Below are 16,944 nucleotides of genomic sequence, written 5' to 3' on the forward strand. Positions count from 1 at the left end.
CTCCATCGTGCACAGTTCGCGCCGCGGACTTGTCCGGCTTGTAGTCGCCGACTCACGAGTCCCGGCGGTCGTAAGCGGCCAGAAGCTGCTTCTCGGCCTCCCGCAGGTACTTCTCCAGCGCGGTCTCGGCGGGCCCGAATCGTCCCCGCTCCAGGTCCCGCAGGATCCGCTCGTGCCGTTCCAGGAACGGTTCGAAGAACGCGCGCGTGTTCTCCGCCAGCACGAAGAAGAGCCGCGTCTCCGCGAGCACCTGGCGCATCGTCGTGCTGACCCGCTCGCTGCCCGCCAGGTCGCCCACCGCCTGGTGGAACGCGATGCTCGCGGTCCCGACGGCCTGCCAGTCGCCTTCGTCGGCCGCGGCACGGCCGTCCCGCACCGCGGCCGCGACGGCCGAAAGATCCACAGTGGACAGTTCCGACGCGCGCCGCAGCGCACCGCATTCGGTGACGCGCCGCATCACGTACAGATCCGAGATGTCCTGCGCGGTCAGCTCGCGGACGAACACGCCGCGGTTGAGTTCGTGCACCGCGAGCCGTTCGTGCGCCAGCAGCTGGAAGGACTCGCGCAGGGTGTTGCGCGAAACGCCGAGCGCGGCACTGATCGACGGTTCGGAAAGCCTCGACCCCGGCGGGAAAACGCCTTCGGTGATGCGTTGACGCAGGATCTCGGCGACCCGTTCCGCGGTCCCGCTCCGTTCGAGCAAGGGTCTGTCGCGGGCCAGCGTCTCCTCGGCGGCAGAGGTGGACACGGCGCTACCTGACGCCGAGTTCGAAGTCGAGACTGTACCGGTTGCCCGGCATGGCACCGGCGGCCTTCGCGCCGTCGATCGGGAGCGCGACCCCGTTGACGAACCGGGATTCGTCGCTGGCCAGGAAGACCACGGCCTTCGCGACCTCCCACGCCTCGCCGACCCGCCCGGCGGGCGTGCTCGCGACCAGCTGGTGTTGCTTGGCTTCGAAGTCCTCCGGCGACGCGAGCGTGCCGCGCAGCATGTCCGTGTCGATCGCGCCGGGGTTGACCGTGTTCGCCCGGATCCCCTGGTGCGCGTGCGCGACGGCGATCGACTTCATCATGCCGACCAGCGCGTGCTTGGTGGCGTTGTACACCGGGTCGCCGGGGCGGCCCATCACGCCGCCGTTGGACGAAGTCGTGACGATGCTGCCCGCCTTGTTCGCGATCATGTGCGGCAGCACCGCCCGCGTGCCGAGGAAGGCGGCCCGCACGTTCAGCGCGAAGATGTTGTCGAATTCCGCCAACGTGGTGTCCGCCAGCGGTTTCCCGAGGTGGATGCCGACGTTGTTGAACAGCACGTCGACCCGGCCGGTCTCGGCGACCACGCCGCGCACGAACTCGTCGACCTGTCCTTCGTCGGTCGCGTCCACAAGGGAGTGTCGCGCCCCTTCGACAGCCTCCGCGGGTTCGCGGATGTCACTGGAGAACACGGTCGCGCCCTCGGCGACGAACTCCTTCACGGTGGCGAGCCCGATACCCCTCGCTCCCCCGAAGACCACCGCGACCTTGCCTGCCAGCCGACCCATGCTCATTTCCTCCCTCGCGACGAAACCGCCGTGTAGTCCTCCGGAAGACGCACCAGCGCTCCGGGGTCCCCGTGATAGGTGACCTCGACGCCGTACAGTTCGCGCGCCGCCTCCACCGAGATGTATCCGTCGACGACGTCGGCGAGCACGGCTTCCGTGGCCCGCTCCCTCGGGTCGCCGTAACCGCCGCCACCGGGCAAGACCACGTTCACCACGTCGTCCGGCCGCAGATTCACCCGGCTCTTCGACGGCAGGGCACCACGGGTGAGCTCGAAGCGGCCGGCCGCCCCGTCGCGCCCGGAGTCCACACCGGACGCCGGGCGGTGCAACCGGTCGACATTCCCGTTGACACTCCACGAGATCTCGCCGCGCGCGGCCATGGTCGTGCGCTGGCCGAGGCCGCCGCGCCACTTTCCGGCGCCGCCCGAGTCCGTGCGCAACACGCGTTCGCACTGGATCAGCGGCGCCATCGTCTCGATGACCTCGGTCGGCGTCGAGCGCAGACCGCTCGGGAACCCGGTAGTATTGAGTCCGTCCTTTGTGGACCGAGCGCCGATACCGCCGGTTTGGAAGACGTTAAGCATGAACTCGCGGCCGTCGGCGTCGGTACCGCGCCAGATCGTCATCCACAACGCGTCCGCGCTGTGCGCCATGGCCTTGCCGGGCAGGGCGCTGATCAGCAGCGACGGCAGGAAGTGCCCGATCAGATGCCGCGACGCGACCGGCGCGGGCGGCAGGCAGTTGAGCACCGATCCCTCCGGCGCGGTGACATGCACCGGCCGGAACGAACCCGCGTTGTGCGGTACTTCCGGCGAAATGGCCGCCTTGACCGCGAACGACGCGTACGCCCTGGTGTAGTTCAGAACCACGTTGATCCCGCGGCGGCTCTGCGGCGACGATCCCGCGAAGTCGAGGTGGATGTCCTCGCCGTCGATGGTCACCGCGACCTTGAGGACGACCTCTTCGTCGTCGAAACCGTCTGTCGCCAATTCGCTGGTGTACGTGCCGTCCGGCAGTTTCGCCAGCGCGTCGCGCAGCGCCCGTTCGGAGCGGTTCATGATCTCCGCGGCGACGTCGTCCAGTGAATCGAGACCGAATTCCTCCAGCAGCCGCACCAGGCTGGCAGCGCCGACCTCGTTCCCGGTGACCTGGGCGTACAGGTCGCCGATGGTCTCCTCCGGGGTGCGGACGTTCGCGCGGATCAGCAGTTCGAGATCCGCGTTGACCTCGCCCGCGCGGAGGAACTTCACGATCGGCAGGCGCAGCCCCTCTTCGAAGACCTCGTGCGCCTCGGCGGAGACCAGCCGTCCGCCGATGTCCGGGGCGTGGCAACAGGAAGCGAACCAGGCGACCAGCCTGCCCCGCAGGAACACCGGCGTCGCGACGGTGATGTCGTTGATCTGCCCGGCGGTCTGCCACGGGTCGTTGGTGAGCAGGACGTCGCCCGGCGCCAAGGTCTCCGGTGGATACGCGGCGACGAAGTGGTGCATCCCGGTCGCCATCGCGTTGATGTGGCCGGGGGTCCCGCCGACGGACTGGCCGATCATCTCACCGCGCGAGTCGAACACCGCGCAGGCCAGATCGAGCGATTCCCGCACCACGGACGAGAAAGCCGTGTTGACGAGCGCGTTCTGCTGCTCCGCCAGGATCGAGTGCAGCCGGTTCCCCAGCAAACCCACCAGGATCGGGTCGACGCTCATACCGTCACCACCAGGCTGGCGTCATCGCCGACAACGCAGCGCGCACCCGGCGGAACGACCACAGTGGACTCTCGTTCCTCCACGATGGCGGGCCCGTCGACGCGGTCACCCGGCTTGAGCCGGTACCGGTCGAACACCGCCGTGTCGACAAATCCACCTTCAGTGGGAAAGTAGGCCGGGCGGCTCCCCTTGCGCGCGTCGCCCTCGGCCTCGGCACCCGCCAGTTTCAGCGTGACCTCGGGCGCCGGCCCGCTGGAGACGACCCGCCAGTTGAGCACCTCGATCCCGACGTCCGGCCCGGTCCGCCGGTACAGCGTCCGATAGGTCTCGGTGAACGCGCCGATCAGCGACTCCGGCCAGTTCCCCCGCTCGACCGGCACGCGGATCTCGTAGCCCTGCCCGGAATACCGCATCTCGGCGATCCGGCGATGCGTCACATCGTCCACACCGGACTTCCGCAGCAGTTCCGCGCCCTCGGCCTCCATCTCGGCGAACAAGGCGTCGACCTGCTCCCAGGAGAGATCGAGGACCGCCGAACGCGCCGAACGGACGAAGTCGAAGGCCAGGGGCGCGGTGAGGAATCCCGCCGCGCTCAGCACCCCGGCGGCGGGCGGCGCGACCACCTCGGGCGCGCCGAGCGCCCGCGCCACGCCGACACCGTGCACCGGCCCGGCGCCGCCGAAGGTGAACATCGGCAGCTTCGCCGGATCCTTGCCGCGCTCGACGGCGTGGACGCGGGCGGCGTTGGCCATGTCCTCGTTGACGCTGGTGTGGATGCCCCAAGCTGCCTCTTCGACGCTGACGCCGAGTGGGCCCGCGATCTTCGAACGGATCGCCTCACGTGCGCCCTCGGCGTCCAAAGTCATTCCGCCGCCGAGGAAATAGCCTGGATCCAGGTAGCCGAGCACGAGGTCGGCGTCGGTCACGGTCGGCTCGGTGCCGCCTCGTCCGTAGCAGACCGGCCCGGGCTCGGACCCCGCCGAATCCGGGCCGACGGTGAGCAGCCCGAGCGCGTCGAGACGCGCGATCGAGCCGCCGCCGACGCCGATCTCGATCATGTCGGTGACCGGCACCTTGACCGGCAGCCCGGATCCCGGCAGCAGCCGGTACTTCCGGTCCACCTCGAACTCGTGCGTCACCAGCGGCGCGCCGCCGGAGATCATGCACAGCTTCGCCGTCGTGCCACCCATGTCGAAGGCCAGCAGGTCGTCGACACCGGCCGCGGACCCGATCGCGGACGCGGCCAGCGCACCGCCCGCCGGGCCGGATTCGAGGATCCGGATCGGATAGCGGGCGGCGGTGTCGACGGTCGCGATCCCGCCGTTGGACAGCATGATGTGCGGCGACGGCCGCACTCCGGCCTCGTGCAAACGCCGTTCCAGATCGCGCAGATAGCGCTCGGTGAGGTCCTGGACGTAGACGTTCGCGACCGTGGTGGACGCGCGTTCGAATTCGCGGATCTCGGGAACGACCTCACTCGACAGCGCGAGCCGCAACCGAGGCGCCACCTCCTTGAGCACCTCGGCGGCGCGTCGTTCGTGCGCGGGATTCGTGAAGGCGTGCAGGAAACAGATCGCCACCGCGTCGATCCCACGGGCGTCGAGTTCGCGGCCCAGCCGTGCGACGTACTCCTCATCCAGTCCGGTGTGGACAGAACCGTCGGCGAGGATCCGCTCGGGCACGTCGAACCGCAGGTGACGCGGGACCAACGGGGCGGGAAGTTCGATGAGCAGGTCGTAGAGTTCGTACCGGTGCTCGCGCCGCATCTCCAGCACGTCACGGAAACCGGCGGTCGCGAGCAGCGCGGTGCGGGCGCCCTTGCGTTCGATCAGCGCGTTCGTGACCAGGGTGGTGCCGTGCACGAACTGCTCGACGTCGCCCGCGTCCAGCCCGGCGTCGGCGAGTGTCCTTTTGAGACTTTCCTCGACCGCGCGGGCGGGCTCGTCGTGTGTGGTCAGCACCTTGCCGACGGCAACGACCCCGGTTTCGTCGAGTACGCAGAGATCGGTGAAAGTACCGCCGATGTCCACGCCGATCCGAAGCCCGGTCACGGGGATTCCTTGCGGTACCAGCGCGGCGAGGTGTTGAGCGGCGGCGCCATCTTCGCGCGGACGACCAGCACGTTCGGCTCGTCGGACTCGACGAACTCGCCGAGCAGCCGCCGGAACGCCCGCCCGAACCCGGAGACGCGATCAGCGTGCACGCCGAAGGACCTCGCCAGTCCGACGAAATCGGGACTGTCCCAATCGACGCCCCGGCGCGGCAGCCCGGCGCGATCCTGGTCGTAGCGAAGCATCCCGTACCCGCCGTCGTCGACGACGATCGTCGTGACCGGCAACTGTTCCTGCGCCAGCGTGTGGAGATCACCGCAGCCGAAGAGGAAGCCGCCGTCCCCGGTGACACAGATCGCGCGGCCGCCGCCCGCGGCGCCGGCACCGAGCGCCGCGGGGAAACCGTAGCCGAGCGTGCCCCAGCCCATCGGATACGCGAGCTTGCGCGGCGCACGGACCCGATGGAATCCGCCGATCCAGTACCCGGCCACGCACATGTCCGCGACCACCACCGCGTCGGGCGGCAATACCTCGTCCAAAGTGGACAGAAGGTCCGCGGCTTGCGGCTCCTCCTCCTTGATCCGCTGCCGGACCCGGGCGGAGACCTTGGCGAGCCTGCCGACGAGCGCCGCGATCCCGGACCGCTCCTCGACCTTCAGCGCCTCGACGAGCACCCGGGCGTCGCCGACCAGCGTGATGTCCGGCTGGTAGTTCTTGGCCGCGTCGTCCGGGTCGACGTTGATCGCGATGAGCTTCTTCGGCTGCGGCATCAGCCAGTTCTGCGTCATCAGCCCGTCGAAGTCGGTGCCGATCGCGAGGACGACATCGGCCTCGTCCCACAGCGCGCCGACCTCGGGCGCGTGCACCGGATTCGGGGCGAGACAAGGATGATCGACCGACAGGAGCCCGCGGGCGCCGAACGTGGTGAGCACCGGCGCGGCCAGCCGTTCGGCGAGTTTCCCGATCGCCTCCCCCGCCTCGGCACGCAACGCGCCGCCGCCCGCCCAGATCAGCGGCCGGTCCGCGGCGGCCAGCAGGGCCTCGGCCTCGGTGAGATCCGGGATCTCGGCAGGCCGGGCGTGCGAACGCGGCGGACGGCGCGCGGGCGTCCGCTCGGACAGGAAGTCGGTGGGGATGCCGAGGTAGACCGGCCCGCTCTGCGGCTGGAGCGCGAGCCGGGCCGCGCGGTGGAGCGTGGCGGCGACCTGGTCGGCGCTCGTGACGGTGAACCCGGCCTTGGTGACCGGCGCGAACATCGCCTGCTGATCGGACGTCTCGTGCAGGACGCCGCGGACCACGCCGGGCCGCCGCAGCGTGGACGGGATGTCGGTGGCGATGATCAGCACCGGTGCCGCCGACGCCATGGCCTCGCCGACCGCCGCGAGGGTGTTCGCCGCGCCCGGCCCCGTGGTCACCAGCGCGACCCCGAGCTTGCCCGTGGCGCGGGCGTACCCGTCGGCCGCGTACCCGGCCGTCTGTTCGTGCCGGACCCCGACGAGCCGGATGTCCGTATCGGCCAGCGCCTCCCATAACGGCAGGTTGTGCACCCCGGGGAGACCGAAGACGACTTCGGTCCCCAGAGCGGTCAGCGCGTCGGCGAGATGCTGGGCTCCGGTGGGTGCAGGCACCCCGCCGATAGTGCCAGATCGTTCAACGATCCAGCAACCAGCCACGGCGTGTGAAGGCTCCGCCAGCTCGCCCCGGCACGGTCGAGTGTGGAGGATTCGGGACGTTGAACGTCCCAAATCCTCCACACTCGTATCACCTGACCGGCGCGAGGATCGGCTACCCGGTGTGCCAGGAGGGTGACGATGTAGGAATCAGGACGTTGAGTGTCCCGATTCCTACATCGTCGGAGGCTGTTCCGACCTCGCATCCGAGTGGGGAGGATTTGGGACGTTGAACGTCCCAAATCCTCCCCACTCGCCGATATCGGCCCCGCTACGGCAGCAGCACGCCCCTCAGTACAAACCGGCCGAGTAGGCCGCGGGTGCGTAGTACGCCTCGAGGTGGGCCAGCGAGTCCTCCGGCCGCTCGAAGGTCTTGGAGATCGCCGCCCGCGACGGCAGCGCACCGGGCGTCCAGCTCTCCGGCGACCACAGCTTCGACCGCATGAACGCCTTCTGGCAGTGGTGGAAGATCTCGTCGATGTCGACCACCAGCGCGAGCTTCGGCCGGTTGCCCTTCACGATCATGTCGTCGAAGAACGGCGCCTCGCGCACGAGCCGCGCGCGGCCGTTGATCCGCAACGTGTCGCCGCGGCCGGGGATGAGGTAAATCAGCCCGACGTGCGGATTCGACAGCACGTTGTGGAACCCGTCGGCGCGCCGGTTGCCCGGCCGCTCCGGAATGGCGATCCGCGTGTCGTCCAGCACCAGCGTGAACCCGGCCGGGTCGCCCTTCGGCGAGACGTCGCAGGTGCCGTCGGCCGCCGAAGTCGCGATCAGCACGAACGGTGACTCCGCGAGCCACTGCCGGTCCAGCTCGTGCAGTTTCGGGCGCGCCTTGTTCGCGGTCCGCTCCAGCGGCGGCGGCAGGATCTCGCGCAGTTCCGCCTCGGTGGTGACTTCGACGAACTCAGACAATGTTGTGCTCCCTCGTCACGGCCCGGTCGCCGGCGAACCGGCGGACGTCGAGCCCGGTGATGTCGATGGCCGGGACCCGCCCCAGATACAGGTCCCGCACGAGCTCCCCCACGGCCGGGCCCATCTGGAACCCGTGTCCCGAAAACCCGGTCGCGTAGAAGAACCTCGACAGGTGGACGCTTTCCCCCACGATCTGGTTGCGGTCGGGAGTCACCTCGTACAGCCCGGCCCAGCCGCCGCGGATCCCGGCGCCGAGCACGGCGGGCACCCGGCGCGCGGCGATCTCGGCGAGTTTCGGCAGCCACTCGCCCGGCTGATACCGGGTGTCGAAGCCGGGGTCGCCGTCACCGTCGCAGAAGGACATCGCCAAGCCGAGGCCCTCGCGGTGGAAGTAGAACGCCGAGGGCATCTCGATGGTCAGCGGCACTCGCCCGGGCAGGTCCGCGACCGGGCCGGTGAACACGACCTGCCGCCGGTACGGCCGCACCGGGAGGTCGACGCCCGCCAGCTCGCCGATCCGCCCCGACCACGCGCCCGCGGCGCAGACCACCGCGTCCGTCCGCACGGAACCGGCCGAGGTCCGGACGCCGGTGATCTCGTCGCCGTCGCGTTCGATGCCGACGACCTCGACGCCGGTCTTCAGCACCGCGCCGTGCCCGCGGGCCGCCCGCGCGTAGCCCTGCACCGCGGAGTCCGGAGTCGCCTTGGCGTCGTCGGGCGACCACAGCGCCGCGACCACGCCTTCGGTGTCGATCAGCGGGGAAAACCGCCGTGCCTCGGCGGGCTCGACGAGACGGCTGCGGACGCCGTAGGAGTTCTGCAGTTCGGCGCAGCGCTCGAATTCGGGCAGGTCCGCGGGGTCGGTGACCAGATACAGATAGCCGTCGCGGCGGAAGTCGATCTCGGTCCCGTACGTCTCGGCGAAGGAGGCGTATTCGGCCAGCCCGCGCAACCCGATCTCGATGTTGACCCGGGTGGTGAACGACGACCGGATCCCGCCCGCCGCCTTCGCCGTCGACCCCGCCCCCAGCGCGTCGCGTTCGAGAAGCAGCACCGAGACCCCGGCGGCGGCGAGCCGGTACGCGCAGGCGACCCCGATGATGCCGCCTCCGATCACGACGACGTCGGTGCGTTCAGGCAGTGGCTCCATCCGTGTCCCCGATCCGTTCGTCCTCGGGCGGCGGTCCCGGCGGCGTGCCGTCACCGAACGGGCGCCCGCCCAGCTGCTCCCGGTGATGCGGCGTCGTCCAGCCGGACAGGTCCGGTCCCAAGGGGACGATCCGCGTCGGGTTCACCTGCTCGTGCACCGCGTAGTAGTGCCGCTTGATGTGGTCGAAGTCGACGGTGTCACCGAAGCCCGGCGTCTGGAAGAGGTCGCGGGCGTAGGCCCACAGCACCGGCAGCTCGGCCAGCTTGTTCCGGTTGCACTTGAAATGCCCGTGGTAGACGGCGTCGAAGCGGACGAGCGTGGTGAACAACCGGATGTCCGCTTCGGTGATCGTGTCACCGACGAGGTAGCGCTGCTTTTCGAGCCGTTCGGAAAGCACGTCCAGCATGGTGAAAAGCCGGGTGTAGGCGTCCTCGTACGCGGCCTGCTTGGTCGCGAAACCGGCTTGGTACACGGCGGCGTTGACGTCGGCGTAGACCCCCGCGTTGACGTCGTCGATCTCGCCGCGCAGTCGCTCTGGGTAGAGGTCTGGCGCGCCGGGCCGGTGGAGGCTCGTCCATTCGGTGGACAGGTCGAGGGTGATCTGGGGATAGTCGTTACTCACCAGCCGTTTGCTCGGAATGTCCACAATGGCCGGAACGCTGATCCCGCCCATGTAGTGCGGATCGGCCGCGTGATAGGCCTCGGCGAGGTACTTGATCCCGAGCACCGGGTCCCGGTCACCGGGATCGAGGGTGAACCGCCAGCTCTTCTCGTCCTGGATCGGGTCAGCCACGGCCACACTCAACGCGGACTCGAGGCCGAGCAGCCGCCGGACGACCAGTCCGCGGCTCGCCCAGGGACAGGCCCGGCTGACCACCAGCCGGTATCTCCCCGCCTCCACCGGCCAGCCGTCGCGGCCGTCGGCGGTGACACGCGCGTCGAAATGGTTGGCGGACCGACGGAACTCACCCGTCTGCGGATCGGTCGGGATCGTCATGTGAGCCACCCTAAAGCGTGAGAAGGTGGTTTCGGTGTGCGTAGACTCTGGCACCCGGCGTGTCCGCACGCCGCCGCGCGGAAGGTGGTCCCGACGATGCCGTTCATGCCCGTGACCGATTCGATGTTCCTTCTCGTGGAGACCCGCGAACATCCGATGCACGTCGGCGGACTGCAACTGTTCAAGAAACCCGAGGACGCCGGGCCCGAGTACCTGCGTGACATCCGCCGGAAACTGCTCGATTCCGACAACATGCGCTCGGTGTTCCGGCGCCGTCCCGCCCGGCCGGTCAACACCGCGGGCCACCTCGCCTGGTCGACCGACACCGACCTCGAACTCGACTACCACTTCCGTCATTCGGCGCTGCCCCAGCCCGGCCGCATCCGCGAACTGCTGGAGCTGACCGGACGCTGGCACAGCACCCTTCTCGACCGGCATCGCCCCCTGTGGGAGATCCACCTGGTCGAGGGCCTGCAGGACGGCCGGTTCGCGATCTACAGCAAGATCCACCACGCGCTGATGGACGGCGTCTCGGCGCTGCGGCATCTGCAGGGCACGCTGTCGGACGACCCGGCCGACCTCGACTGCCCGCCGCCGTGGGGACGCCGCGCCAAACCGGACGGCGGCCGCAACGGCAAGGCGTCGCCCTCGGTGCTCAGCACCTTCGGCAAGACGGTCAACCAGCTCGCCGGGATCGCGCCCGCCGCGATGAAGGTGGCGCGGGAAGCGTTCCAGGAGCACACGCTCACGCTGCCGGCGCAAGCGCCGAAGACGATGCTGAACGTGCCGATCGGCGGGGCCCGCCGGTTCGCCGCGCAGTCGTGGTCGCTGGACCGGGTGCGCAAGGTGGCGACCGCGGCCGGGGTGTCGCGCAACGACGTCGTCCTCGCGATGTGCTCGGGCGCGCTGCGCGACTACCTGATCGAACAGAACGCGCTCCCCGACGCGCCGCTCACCGCGATGGTCCCGGTTTCCTTGCGACGTAAGGACAGCGGGGACGCGGCGGGCAACAACATCGGCGCGCTGCTGTGCAACCTCGCCACCCATCTGACCGATCCGGCCGCGCGGCTCGCGACGATCAACGCGTCCATGCGGAACGGCAAGAAGCTCTTCTCGGAGCTGACCCCGCTGCAGACGCTGCTGCTGTCCGGGATCAACGTCGCGCAGCTCGGCATCTCACCGATCCCCGGTTTCGTGAACAACACGAAACCGCCGTTCAACCTGGTGATCTCCAACGTGCCAGGGCCGCGCAAGCAGATGTACTGGAACGGCGCCGCGCTCGACGGCATCTACCCGGCGTCGGTGCTGCTCGACGGGCAGGCGCTGAACATCACGCTGACCAGCAATGGGGACAACCTCGACTTCGGCGTCACCGGCTGCCGCCGGAGCGTCCCGCATCTGCAGCGCATCCTGACCCACCTGGACACCGCGCTCGTCGAACTGGAACACGCGGTCTCCCTACCCCGCGTTTAGTCCTCTGAATGCGGTAGCCCACCGCATTCAGAGGACTAAACGCGCCGGGGGGCTAGCTGCCGTCGGAGACGTACAGGCCGCCCGGGGTGATCGTGTACAGCTGGCCGTCCGGGCCGGCGGTCGCGTCACGCGTGCGGCCGAGGTTGGTCCAGAGCTTGCCGCCGTTGCCGTTCAGATCGAGCTTGTACGTGCCGCCCTTGAGCGACGCCATGTACAGCGAACCCTTGTACGCGGCGAGCCCGCTCGGCGTCGCCGAGGACGTCGGCCAGGACTTGACCGGGTTGGTCATCCCCGCCGTGTTGCACGGGCCTTCGCAGGTCGGCCAGCCGTAGTTCTTGCCCGGCTCGATCTTGTTCAGCTCGTCGAGCCTGTTCGCGCCGATGTCGGAGATGTACAGCTGCCCGTTCGCCCAGGTCAGCCCCTGGACGTTGCGGTGGCCGTAGGAGTAGACGCGGCTGTTGAACGGGTTGCCGGGCGCGGCCGCGCCGTCGGTGGTGACGCGCAGGACCTTGCCACCGAGGGAGTTCTTGTTCTGCGCGTTGGCACCGTTCTGGCCGTCACCGGTTCCCGCGTAGAGGTAGCCGTCCGGCCCGAAGCGGATCCGCCCGCCGTGGTGGTACTGCGAGCCACGCGGGATGCCGGTGACGATCGGCGTCGGCGGCTGGCCCAGCTTCAGCTTGGCGATGCGGTTGTCGGAACTGGTCGTGTAGTAGATGAAGACCGTCTCGTCGGTGGCGTACTTCGGCGAGACGGCGATGCCGAGCAGTCCGGCCTCCGCGGTGACGCTCACGCCGGGGATGGTCTGGACCGTGGTGACCTTGCCCGCCTTGTCGATCTTGCTGATCGTCTTGGCGTCCTTCTGCGTGAAGACGCCGGTGCCGTCGGGCAGGAAGTCGATCGACCAGGCCTGGTTGAGGCCGCTCGCGAGCTGCCTGATCGCCTGGGCCGACGGCGGCGCTTCGGCGGCCGCCGGGACGGCCGCGATCGACACGGCCGTCGCGGCGGCGAACGTGGCGGCGAGAATACGACGTAAGGACATGGGACGCCTCCTTCAGCTACACCCCTGGAGCCCCGCGAAGTTGGATAGAAACACACAACATAACGAAACGGACACCACTGGACGGGCTATCGGCGGCGCGGGCTGTTAACCGTTGTGTGCGCCGAGCGTGACGAATCGGGCGGCCCGATCGGCCATAGGTAGGAAACTTTACAAAATGCCAGCGGAAGTCGCCCCTTACGTCTGGTCAGAATCGGGGACACGCTTCTAGGGTGGCGGGGCTCGGCCCCGTTCGATCCCATGTGGACGTTAGGAGCAGGAAATGACCGAAACCATCGAGGTATGGACCACGCCCGACTTCGTCGAGTACGAAACCCCCATGGAGGTCACCGCTTACGCGGCCCGCATGGAGGACTGAAACCGCATCCGGTGGTGGGGGCCGTCCCCCACCACCGCGCCGCCGTCCCGATCAGCGAGCCGTTGGAGGCAGCACGGTGTCCGTCATGTCGTCGTCGGAGTTCATCGCGGCTCTGCGCGGGCTTTCCCACCGTTACTGGGGCACCCACCCGTTCCACGTGCGGATGCACGACGGCGAGCTGTCCGAGTACGAGCTGAAGATCTGGGCCGCGAACCGCTGGTACTACCAATGTGTGCTCCCGCAGAAGGACGCGGCCATCATCAGCAACTGCCCACTGCCGGAGATCCGCCGTGAATGGCTCGATCGCATCGTCTACCACGACGGCGCGAAGGCCGGGGACGGCGGAATCGAGCGATGGCTCCGGTTGTGCACCGCGGTCGGGCTCGACCGCGAAGAGGTTCTCGATCAGCGGCACGTCGCCCCCGGCGTGCGATTCGCCGTCGACGCCTACGTGACCTTCGCCCGCACGAAGCCTTGGCTCGAAGCGGTCGCTTCGGGGCTGACCGAAATGTTCGCCGGCCATCTGATGCAGCGGCGGGTCGCCGACATGCTGGCGAACTATTCGTGGATCGCCCCGGAAGACCTCGCCTACTTCACCAACCGGATCGACAAGGTCTCCGGCGAGGGCAAGGGAACGCTCGACATCGTGGTGCGGCACGCCGTCACCCGTGAGCAGCAGGAGAAGGCGATAGCCGCGCTGTCGTTCAAGACCGACGTGCTGTGGTCCATGCTCGACGCCATCGAGCGCGCGGCGGCCAAGGAGTAGCCATGACCACCCTCGACCTGGGGTCGGTGCCGCGGCTGCGGCGCGGAGTCCGGCTGAGCTACGACCAGACCAGGGAAACGCACGTCCTCCTGTTCCCCGAAGGCGTGCTCGTCCCGAATCCCACGGCGGCGGCCGTGCTTTCCCTCTGCGACGGCGTCGGGGACGTCGCGGCGATCGCTTCGGCGTTGCGCGAGCGCTACGCCGGTGTTCGCGAGGAAGAAATCCTGGACGTCCTGTCCCGGCTCGGAGATCGGCGGATCGTCGAATGGACCTGAACACCGCGGCACCGCTGGGCATGCTGGCCGAGCTGACCCATCGCTGCCCGCTGCATTGCCCGTATTGCTCGAACCCGGTGGAGCTGATCGCCCGTGACGGCGAACTGTCCACAGAGGAATGGATTTCCGTGCTCTCGCAGGCACGGGAACTCGGCGTGCTCCAGGTGCACATGTCCGGCGGCGAGCCGCTCGCCAGACCGGATCTGCCCATCCTGGTCGAGCACGCCACGAAACTGGGGTGCTACGTCAACCTGGTGACGTCCGGGCTCGGGCTGACGGAGTCCAGATTGGACGACCTCGTCGAACGCGGCCTCGCGCATGTCCAGCTCTCCGTCCAGGGCGCGACCGCCGACCGCGCGGACCGGCTCGCCGGTGCGCGCGCCCATGACCGGAAGCTGGTCACCGCCGAACTGATCACGAAGGCCGGGCTGCCGCTTTCGGTCAACGTCGTCCTGCACCGGCAGAACCACGACCAGCTCGCCGGAATCATCGACCTGGCCCAGAAAATGGGCGCGGACCGGCTCGAACTGGCCAATACGCAGTACTACGGCTGGGCCCTGCGCAACCGCGACGCCCTGATGCCGACCCGGCGGCAACTCGACGAGGCCGAGCCGATCGTGCGCGCGGCCACCGAACGGCTGCGCGGCCGCATGGAGATCATCTACGTCGTCGCCGACTATTACGAGCAGTACCCGAAGCCGTGTATGTACGGCTGGGGCGCGCGGCAACTGACGGTGGCACCCGACGGGAACGTGCTGCCGTGTCCCGCGTCGACGGCGATCGAGACCCTGGACTTCGACAACGTGCGGGACAAGCCGCTGGCCTGGATCTGGTACGAATCCTCTTCCTTCAACGCTTATCGCGGCGAGGACTGGATGCCGGACACCTGCGGCACCTGCGAGCGGCGCGCGATCGACTTCGGCGGCTGCCGGTGCCAGGCGTTCCAGCTCACCGGTGACGCCGCGGCGACGGACCCGGTGTGCTCGCGTTCACCGCATCGCGGCGTGGTCGACCTCATTCTCGCCACGCCGACGAAAACGGACGAACTCGTGATGCGGGCACCGCGATGAGGGTGATCCTGCTCGGTACCGCGGCGGGCGGCGGTTTCCCGCAATGGAACTGCGCCTGCGCGCTCTGCGTGTCGGACGCGCCGCCGCGGACCCAGGACTGTGTCGCGGTGAGCGCGGACGGCGAGGGCTGGTATCTGCTCAATGTGTCCCCCGACATCCGTGCGCAGATCCTCGCTACGCCGCCCTTGCGCGCCGGGCCGGGGCCGCGGGAAATCCCGCTGCGCGGGGTGTTGCTGACCGACGCCGAACTCGACCATTCGCTCGGCCTGCTTCTGTTGCGGGAGGCGGGCGGCCTTCCGATATGGGCACCGGAGGCGGTTCTGGGTGCCTTGTCCGAACAGTTCCCCGCACGTTCGATCATCGACGGCTACGGCGGCTGGGAGTGGCTGCCGTCATCGGATGTCTCCATCGACGGTCTCCGCGTGAGCATGCTTCCCGTGAGCGACAAACAGCCGAAGTACGCCCGTTCGTCCACTGAGGACGGACCATGGGTCGTGGCGTACCGGATCGAAGACGTCCAGACCGGCGGCGTCTTCGTATACGCGCCTTGCCTGAAGAGCTGGCCGGACGGATTCGACGACTTCACGCGCGACGCGGGCCTGGTGCTGCTGGACGGAACCTTCTACGCGCCGGACGAGATGTCGGGTGCCACCGCGGCCGAGGTCGGCGACGGCGCCCAGCTGGCGATGGGGCATCTGCCGATCACCGGCAGCCTCGCGAAACTCCGGCCGGGCCCACGGTGGGTGTACACGCATCTCAACAACACGAACCCGGTGATCGACCCTGCCTCGCCGGAGCACGCCGCCGTACTGGCCGGCGGCGGCTCCCTTCCGTTGGACGGTACGGAATTCAAGCTCTAGACGACGCCTTCGGGGCTCGCTCCCGAAACGGGAACGGCGTCGGCGGTGAGACGATCGATCTCCGCGAGTTCGTCCGCGGACAGGTCGATGTCGGCGGCGGCCAAGCCGGCCTCGATGTTGGCCGCCTTGCGCGCGCCCACGATCGCGACGTGTACCCCGGGCTGGGCGAGCGTCCACGCGATCGCGAGTTGGCTGACCGAGATCCCTTTGCCCGCGGCGAATTCCTTGAGCCTGTCGACCACGGCGAGGTTGCGCAGGAAGGTGTCTCCGGTGAACGCCGACGACCGGGACCGCCAGTCGGTCTTCTCGAACGTCGTCTCGGGTGTGAAGGCCCCGGTCAGCAAGCCGCTGCCGAGCGGGCTGTACACGAGCACACCGATGTCGTTCTCGCGCGCGTACGGCAGAGGATCGGTCTCGATGTCGCGGCGGAACAGGTGATACGGCGGCTGCAGGGTTTCCACCGGACGGGTCTCGTCGAAGGCGGCCAGCCCGGCGGCGTCGTAGTTCGAGACGCCGACGTGCCGGATCTTCCCGGCGTCGACGAACTCCTGCAGGATCCCCGCCGTTTCCTCGGCCGGGGCGCCGGGGTCGGGCCAGTGGATCTGGTAGAGGTCGATGTGGTCGACGTCGAGGAAACGAAGGCTGTCCTCGATTCCCTGCGTCAGCCACTCACGCCGGGAGTCGCGTGGCCGTTCGGAGCGCGGCTTGATGCCACCCTTGGTGGCGATGACGAGATTGTCGCGGTCGCGCTTGAGTTCCTCGCGCAGCGCCTTCCCCAGCATGGCTTCGGACTTCCCGAAACCGTAGGCCTGCGCGGTGTCGAAGAGGTTGACCCCGAGTTCGCGGGCGTGGTGGATCGCGGCGATCGCCGTGTCCTCGTCGAACGAACCCCAGTCCCCGCCGAGCTGCCAGGTGCCGAAGGCGATCCTCGACACCTCGAGGCCGCTCCTGCCCAATGTCGTCGTACGCATGACTCCAGCAGAGCACAGACATCGGATCACCGCACCGGTTCTCCCGGCCAATGAAACCCCCAAATAACTGTTTGACGGTTGCCGTCCCGGCAG

The 16,944-nt window shown here is 68.8% G+C and carries 16 protein-coding genes; 6 read left to right on the top strand and 10 right to left on the bottom strand.

The window, feature by feature from the left end:
- Positions 1-52: 52 nt before the first annotated feature.
- From DMC61_RS15240 to DMC61_RS15275, 8 genes are all read right to left on the bottom strand, one after another.
- Complete coding sequence (locus tag DMC61_RS15240) at positions 53-748, bottom strand: GntR family transcriptional regulator (protein ID WP_125689818.1); 696 nt, start codon at positions 746-748, stop codon at positions 53-55.
- Positions 749-752: 4 nt separating this feature from the next.
- Positions 753-1,538, bottom strand: a complete 786-nt coding sequence (locus DMC61_RS15245) for an SDR family NAD(P)-dependent oxidoreductase (RefSeq protein WP_016336974.1) — start codon at positions 1,536-1,538, stop codon at positions 753-755.
- A gap of 2 nt (positions 1,539-1,540) precedes the next feature.
- Positions 1,541-3,238 carry a hydantoinase B/oxoprolinase family protein gene (locus tag DMC61_RS15250; protein ID WP_125689819.1) on the bottom strand — a complete coding sequence of 566 codons (1,698 nt, stop codon included), beginning with the start codon at positions 3,236-3,238 and terminating at the stop codon, positions 1,541-1,543.
- Entirely contained in the window at positions 3,235-5,289 is a 2,055-nt protein-coding gene (locus DMC61_RS15255) for a hydantoinase/oxoprolinase family protein (protein ID WP_125689820.1), read from the bottom strand. Before DMC61_RS15255 ends, DMC61_RS15250 begins: the two co-directional genes overlap by 4 nt.
- On the bottom strand, positions 5,286-6,917 hold the full coding sequence (locus tag DMC61_RS15260) for a thiamine pyrophosphate-binding protein (protein ID WP_125689821.1): 1,632 nt from the start codon (positions 6,915-6,917) through the stop codon (positions 5,286-5,288). Before DMC61_RS15260 ends, DMC61_RS15255 begins: the two co-directional genes overlap by 4 nt.
- Positions 6,918-7,250: 333 nt before the next feature.
- Positions 7,251-7,874 (bottom strand): MSMEG_1061 family FMN-dependent PPOX-type flavoprotein, encoded by a 624-nt coding sequence (locus DMC61_RS15265; protein WP_125689822.1) that lies wholly within the window; start codon positions 7,872-7,874, stop codon positions 7,251-7,253.
- Positions 7,867-9,024, bottom strand: a complete 1,158-nt coding sequence (locus DMC61_RS15270; protein ID WP_125689823.1) for an FAD-binding oxidoreductase — start codon at positions 9,022-9,024, stop codon at positions 7,867-7,869. Before DMC61_RS15270 ends, DMC61_RS15265 begins: the two co-directional genes overlap by 8 nt.
- Positions 9,008-10,021 carry a glutathione S-transferase family protein gene (locus DMC61_RS15275; protein WP_125689824.1) on the bottom strand — a complete coding sequence of 338 codons (1,014 nt, stop codon included), beginning with the start codon at positions 10,019-10,021 and terminating at the stop codon, positions 9,008-9,010. Before DMC61_RS15275 ends, DMC61_RS15270 begins: the two co-directional genes overlap by 17 nt.
- A gap of 96 nt (positions 10,022-10,117) precedes the next feature.
- Here DMC61_RS15275 and DMC61_RS15280 point away from each other — a divergent pair, with 96 nt between their 5' ends.
- Complete coding sequence (locus tag DMC61_RS15280) at positions 10,118-11,494, top strand: wax ester/triacylglycerol synthase family O-acyltransferase (protein WP_063271617.1); 1,377 nt, start codon at positions 10,118-10,120, stop codon at positions 11,492-11,494.
- 52 nt (positions 11,495-11,546) lie between these two features.
- Here DMC61_RS15280 and DMC61_RS15285 read toward each other — a convergent pair whose 3' ends face one another.
- The gene (locus DMC61_RS15285; protein WP_125689825.1) at positions 11,547-12,533 is read right to left on the bottom strand and encodes a sorbosone dehydrogenase family protein; all 987 of its coding nucleotides are present in this window, start codon (positions 12,531-12,533) and stop codon (positions 11,547-11,549) included.
- Between the two features lie 280 nt (positions 12,534-12,813).
- Here DMC61_RS15285 and pqqA point away from each other — a divergent pair, with 280 nt between their 5' ends.
- The 5 genes from pqqA to pqqB all read left to right on the top strand — a co-directional run bounded on the left by pqqA (position 12,814) and on the right by pqqB (position 15,880).
- Positions 12,814-12,909, top strand: a complete 96-nt coding sequence (pqqA, locus tag DMC61_RS15290) for a pyrroloquinoline quinone precursor peptide PqqA (RefSeq protein ID WP_043848360.1) — start codon at positions 12,814-12,816, stop codon at positions 12,907-12,909.
- A gap of 85 nt (positions 12,910-12,994) precedes the next feature.
- Positions 12,995-13,675 carry a pyrroloquinoline-quinone synthase PqqC gene (pqqC, locus tag DMC61_RS15295; RefSeq protein ID WP_125689826.1) on the top strand — a complete coding sequence of 227 codons (681 nt, stop codon included), beginning with the start codon at positions 12,995-12,997 and terminating at the stop codon, positions 13,673-13,675.
- Between the two features lie 2 nt (positions 13,676-13,677).
- On the top strand, positions 13,678-13,950 hold the full coding sequence (gene pqqD, locus DMC61_RS15300; protein WP_016336984.1) for a pyrroloquinoline quinone biosynthesis peptide chaperone PqqD: 273 nt from the start codon (positions 13,678-13,680) through the stop codon (positions 13,948-13,950).
- A complete protein-coding gene (gene pqqE / locus DMC61_RS15305) occupies positions 13,941-15,020 on the top strand; it encodes a pyrroloquinoline quinone biosynthesis protein PqqE (RefSeq protein ID WP_199749996.1) in 1,080 nt (359 codons plus the stop codon). Before pqqD ends, pqqE begins: the two co-directional genes overlap by 10 nt.
- Positions 15,017-15,880, top strand: coding sequence for a pyrroloquinoline quinone biosynthesis protein PqqB (gene pqqB / locus DMC61_RS15310; protein ID WP_125689827.1), 864 nt, complete (start codon positions 15,017-15,019; stop codon positions 15,878-15,880). The genes pqqE and pqqB overlap by 4 nt, the downstream gene beginning before the upstream one ends.
- On the opposite strand, the gene DMC61_RS15315 is transcribed toward pqqB, so the two are convergent.
- Positions 15,877-16,851 carry an aldo/keto reductase gene (locus DMC61_RS15315; protein ID WP_199749997.1) on the bottom strand — a complete coding sequence of 325 codons (975 nt, stop codon included), beginning with the start codon at positions 16,849-16,851 and terminating at the stop codon, positions 15,877-15,879. The genes pqqB and DMC61_RS15315 overlap by 4 nt on opposite strands.
- Positions 16,852-16,944 lie beyond the last annotated feature (93 nt).

The organism is Amycolatopsis sp. WAC 04169, from assembly GCF_003947535.1.
Classification (GTDB): Bacteria; Actinomycetota; Actinomycetes; order Mycobacteriales; family Pseudonocardiaceae; genus Amycolatopsis; species Amycolatopsis keratiniphila.

Bases quoted from the DNA above. Each gene is read 5' to 3' on its own strand.
- DMC61_RS15250 (WP_125689819.1), bottom strand. From the start codon at position 3,238: ATGAGCGTCGACCCGATCCTGGTGGGTTTGCTGGGGAACCGGCTGCAC.
- DMC61_RS15275 (WP_125689824.1), bottom strand. From the start codon at position 10,021: ATGACGATCCCGACCGATCCGCAGACGGGTGAGTTCCGTCGGTCCGCC.
- DMC61_RS15245 (WP_016336974.1), bottom strand. From the start codon at position 1,538: ATGGGTCGGCTGGCAGGCAAGGTCGCGGTGGTCTTCGGGGGAGCGAGG.
- pqqC (WP_125689826.1), top strand. From the start codon at position 12,995: ATGTCGTCGTCGGAGTTCATCGCGGCTCTGCGCGGGCTTTCCCACCGT.
- pqqA (WP_043848360.1), top strand. From the start codon at position 12,814: ATGACCGAAACCATCGAGGTATGGACCACGCCCGACTTCGTCGAGTAC.
- DMC61_RS15285 (WP_125689825.1), bottom strand. From the start codon at position 12,533: ATGTCCTTACGTCGTATTCTCGCCGCCACGTTCGCCGCCGCGACGGCC.
- DMC61_RS15270 (WP_125689823.1), bottom strand. From the start codon at position 9,024: ATGGAGCCACTGCCTGAACGCACCGACGTCGTCGTGATCGGAGGCGGC.
- DMC61_RS15280 (WP_063271617.1), top strand. From the start codon at position 10,118: ATGCCGTTCATGCCCGTGACCGATTCGATGTTCCTTCTCGTGGAGACC.
- DMC61_RS15315 (WP_199749997.1), bottom strand. From the start codon at position 16,851: ATGCGTACGACGACATTGGGCAGGAGCGGCCTCGAGGTGTCGAGGATC.
- pqqE (WP_199749996.1), top strand. From the start codon at position 13,941: ATGGACCTGAACACCGCGGCACCGCTGGGCATGCTGGCCGAGCTGACC.
- pqqB (WP_125689827.1), top strand. From the start codon at position 15,017: ATGAGGGTGATCCTGCTCGGTACCGCGGCGGGCGGCGGTTTCCCGCAA.
- pqqD (WP_016336984.1), top strand. From the start codon at position 13,678: ATGACCACCCTCGACCTGGGGTCGGTGCCGCGGCTGCGGCGCGGAGTC.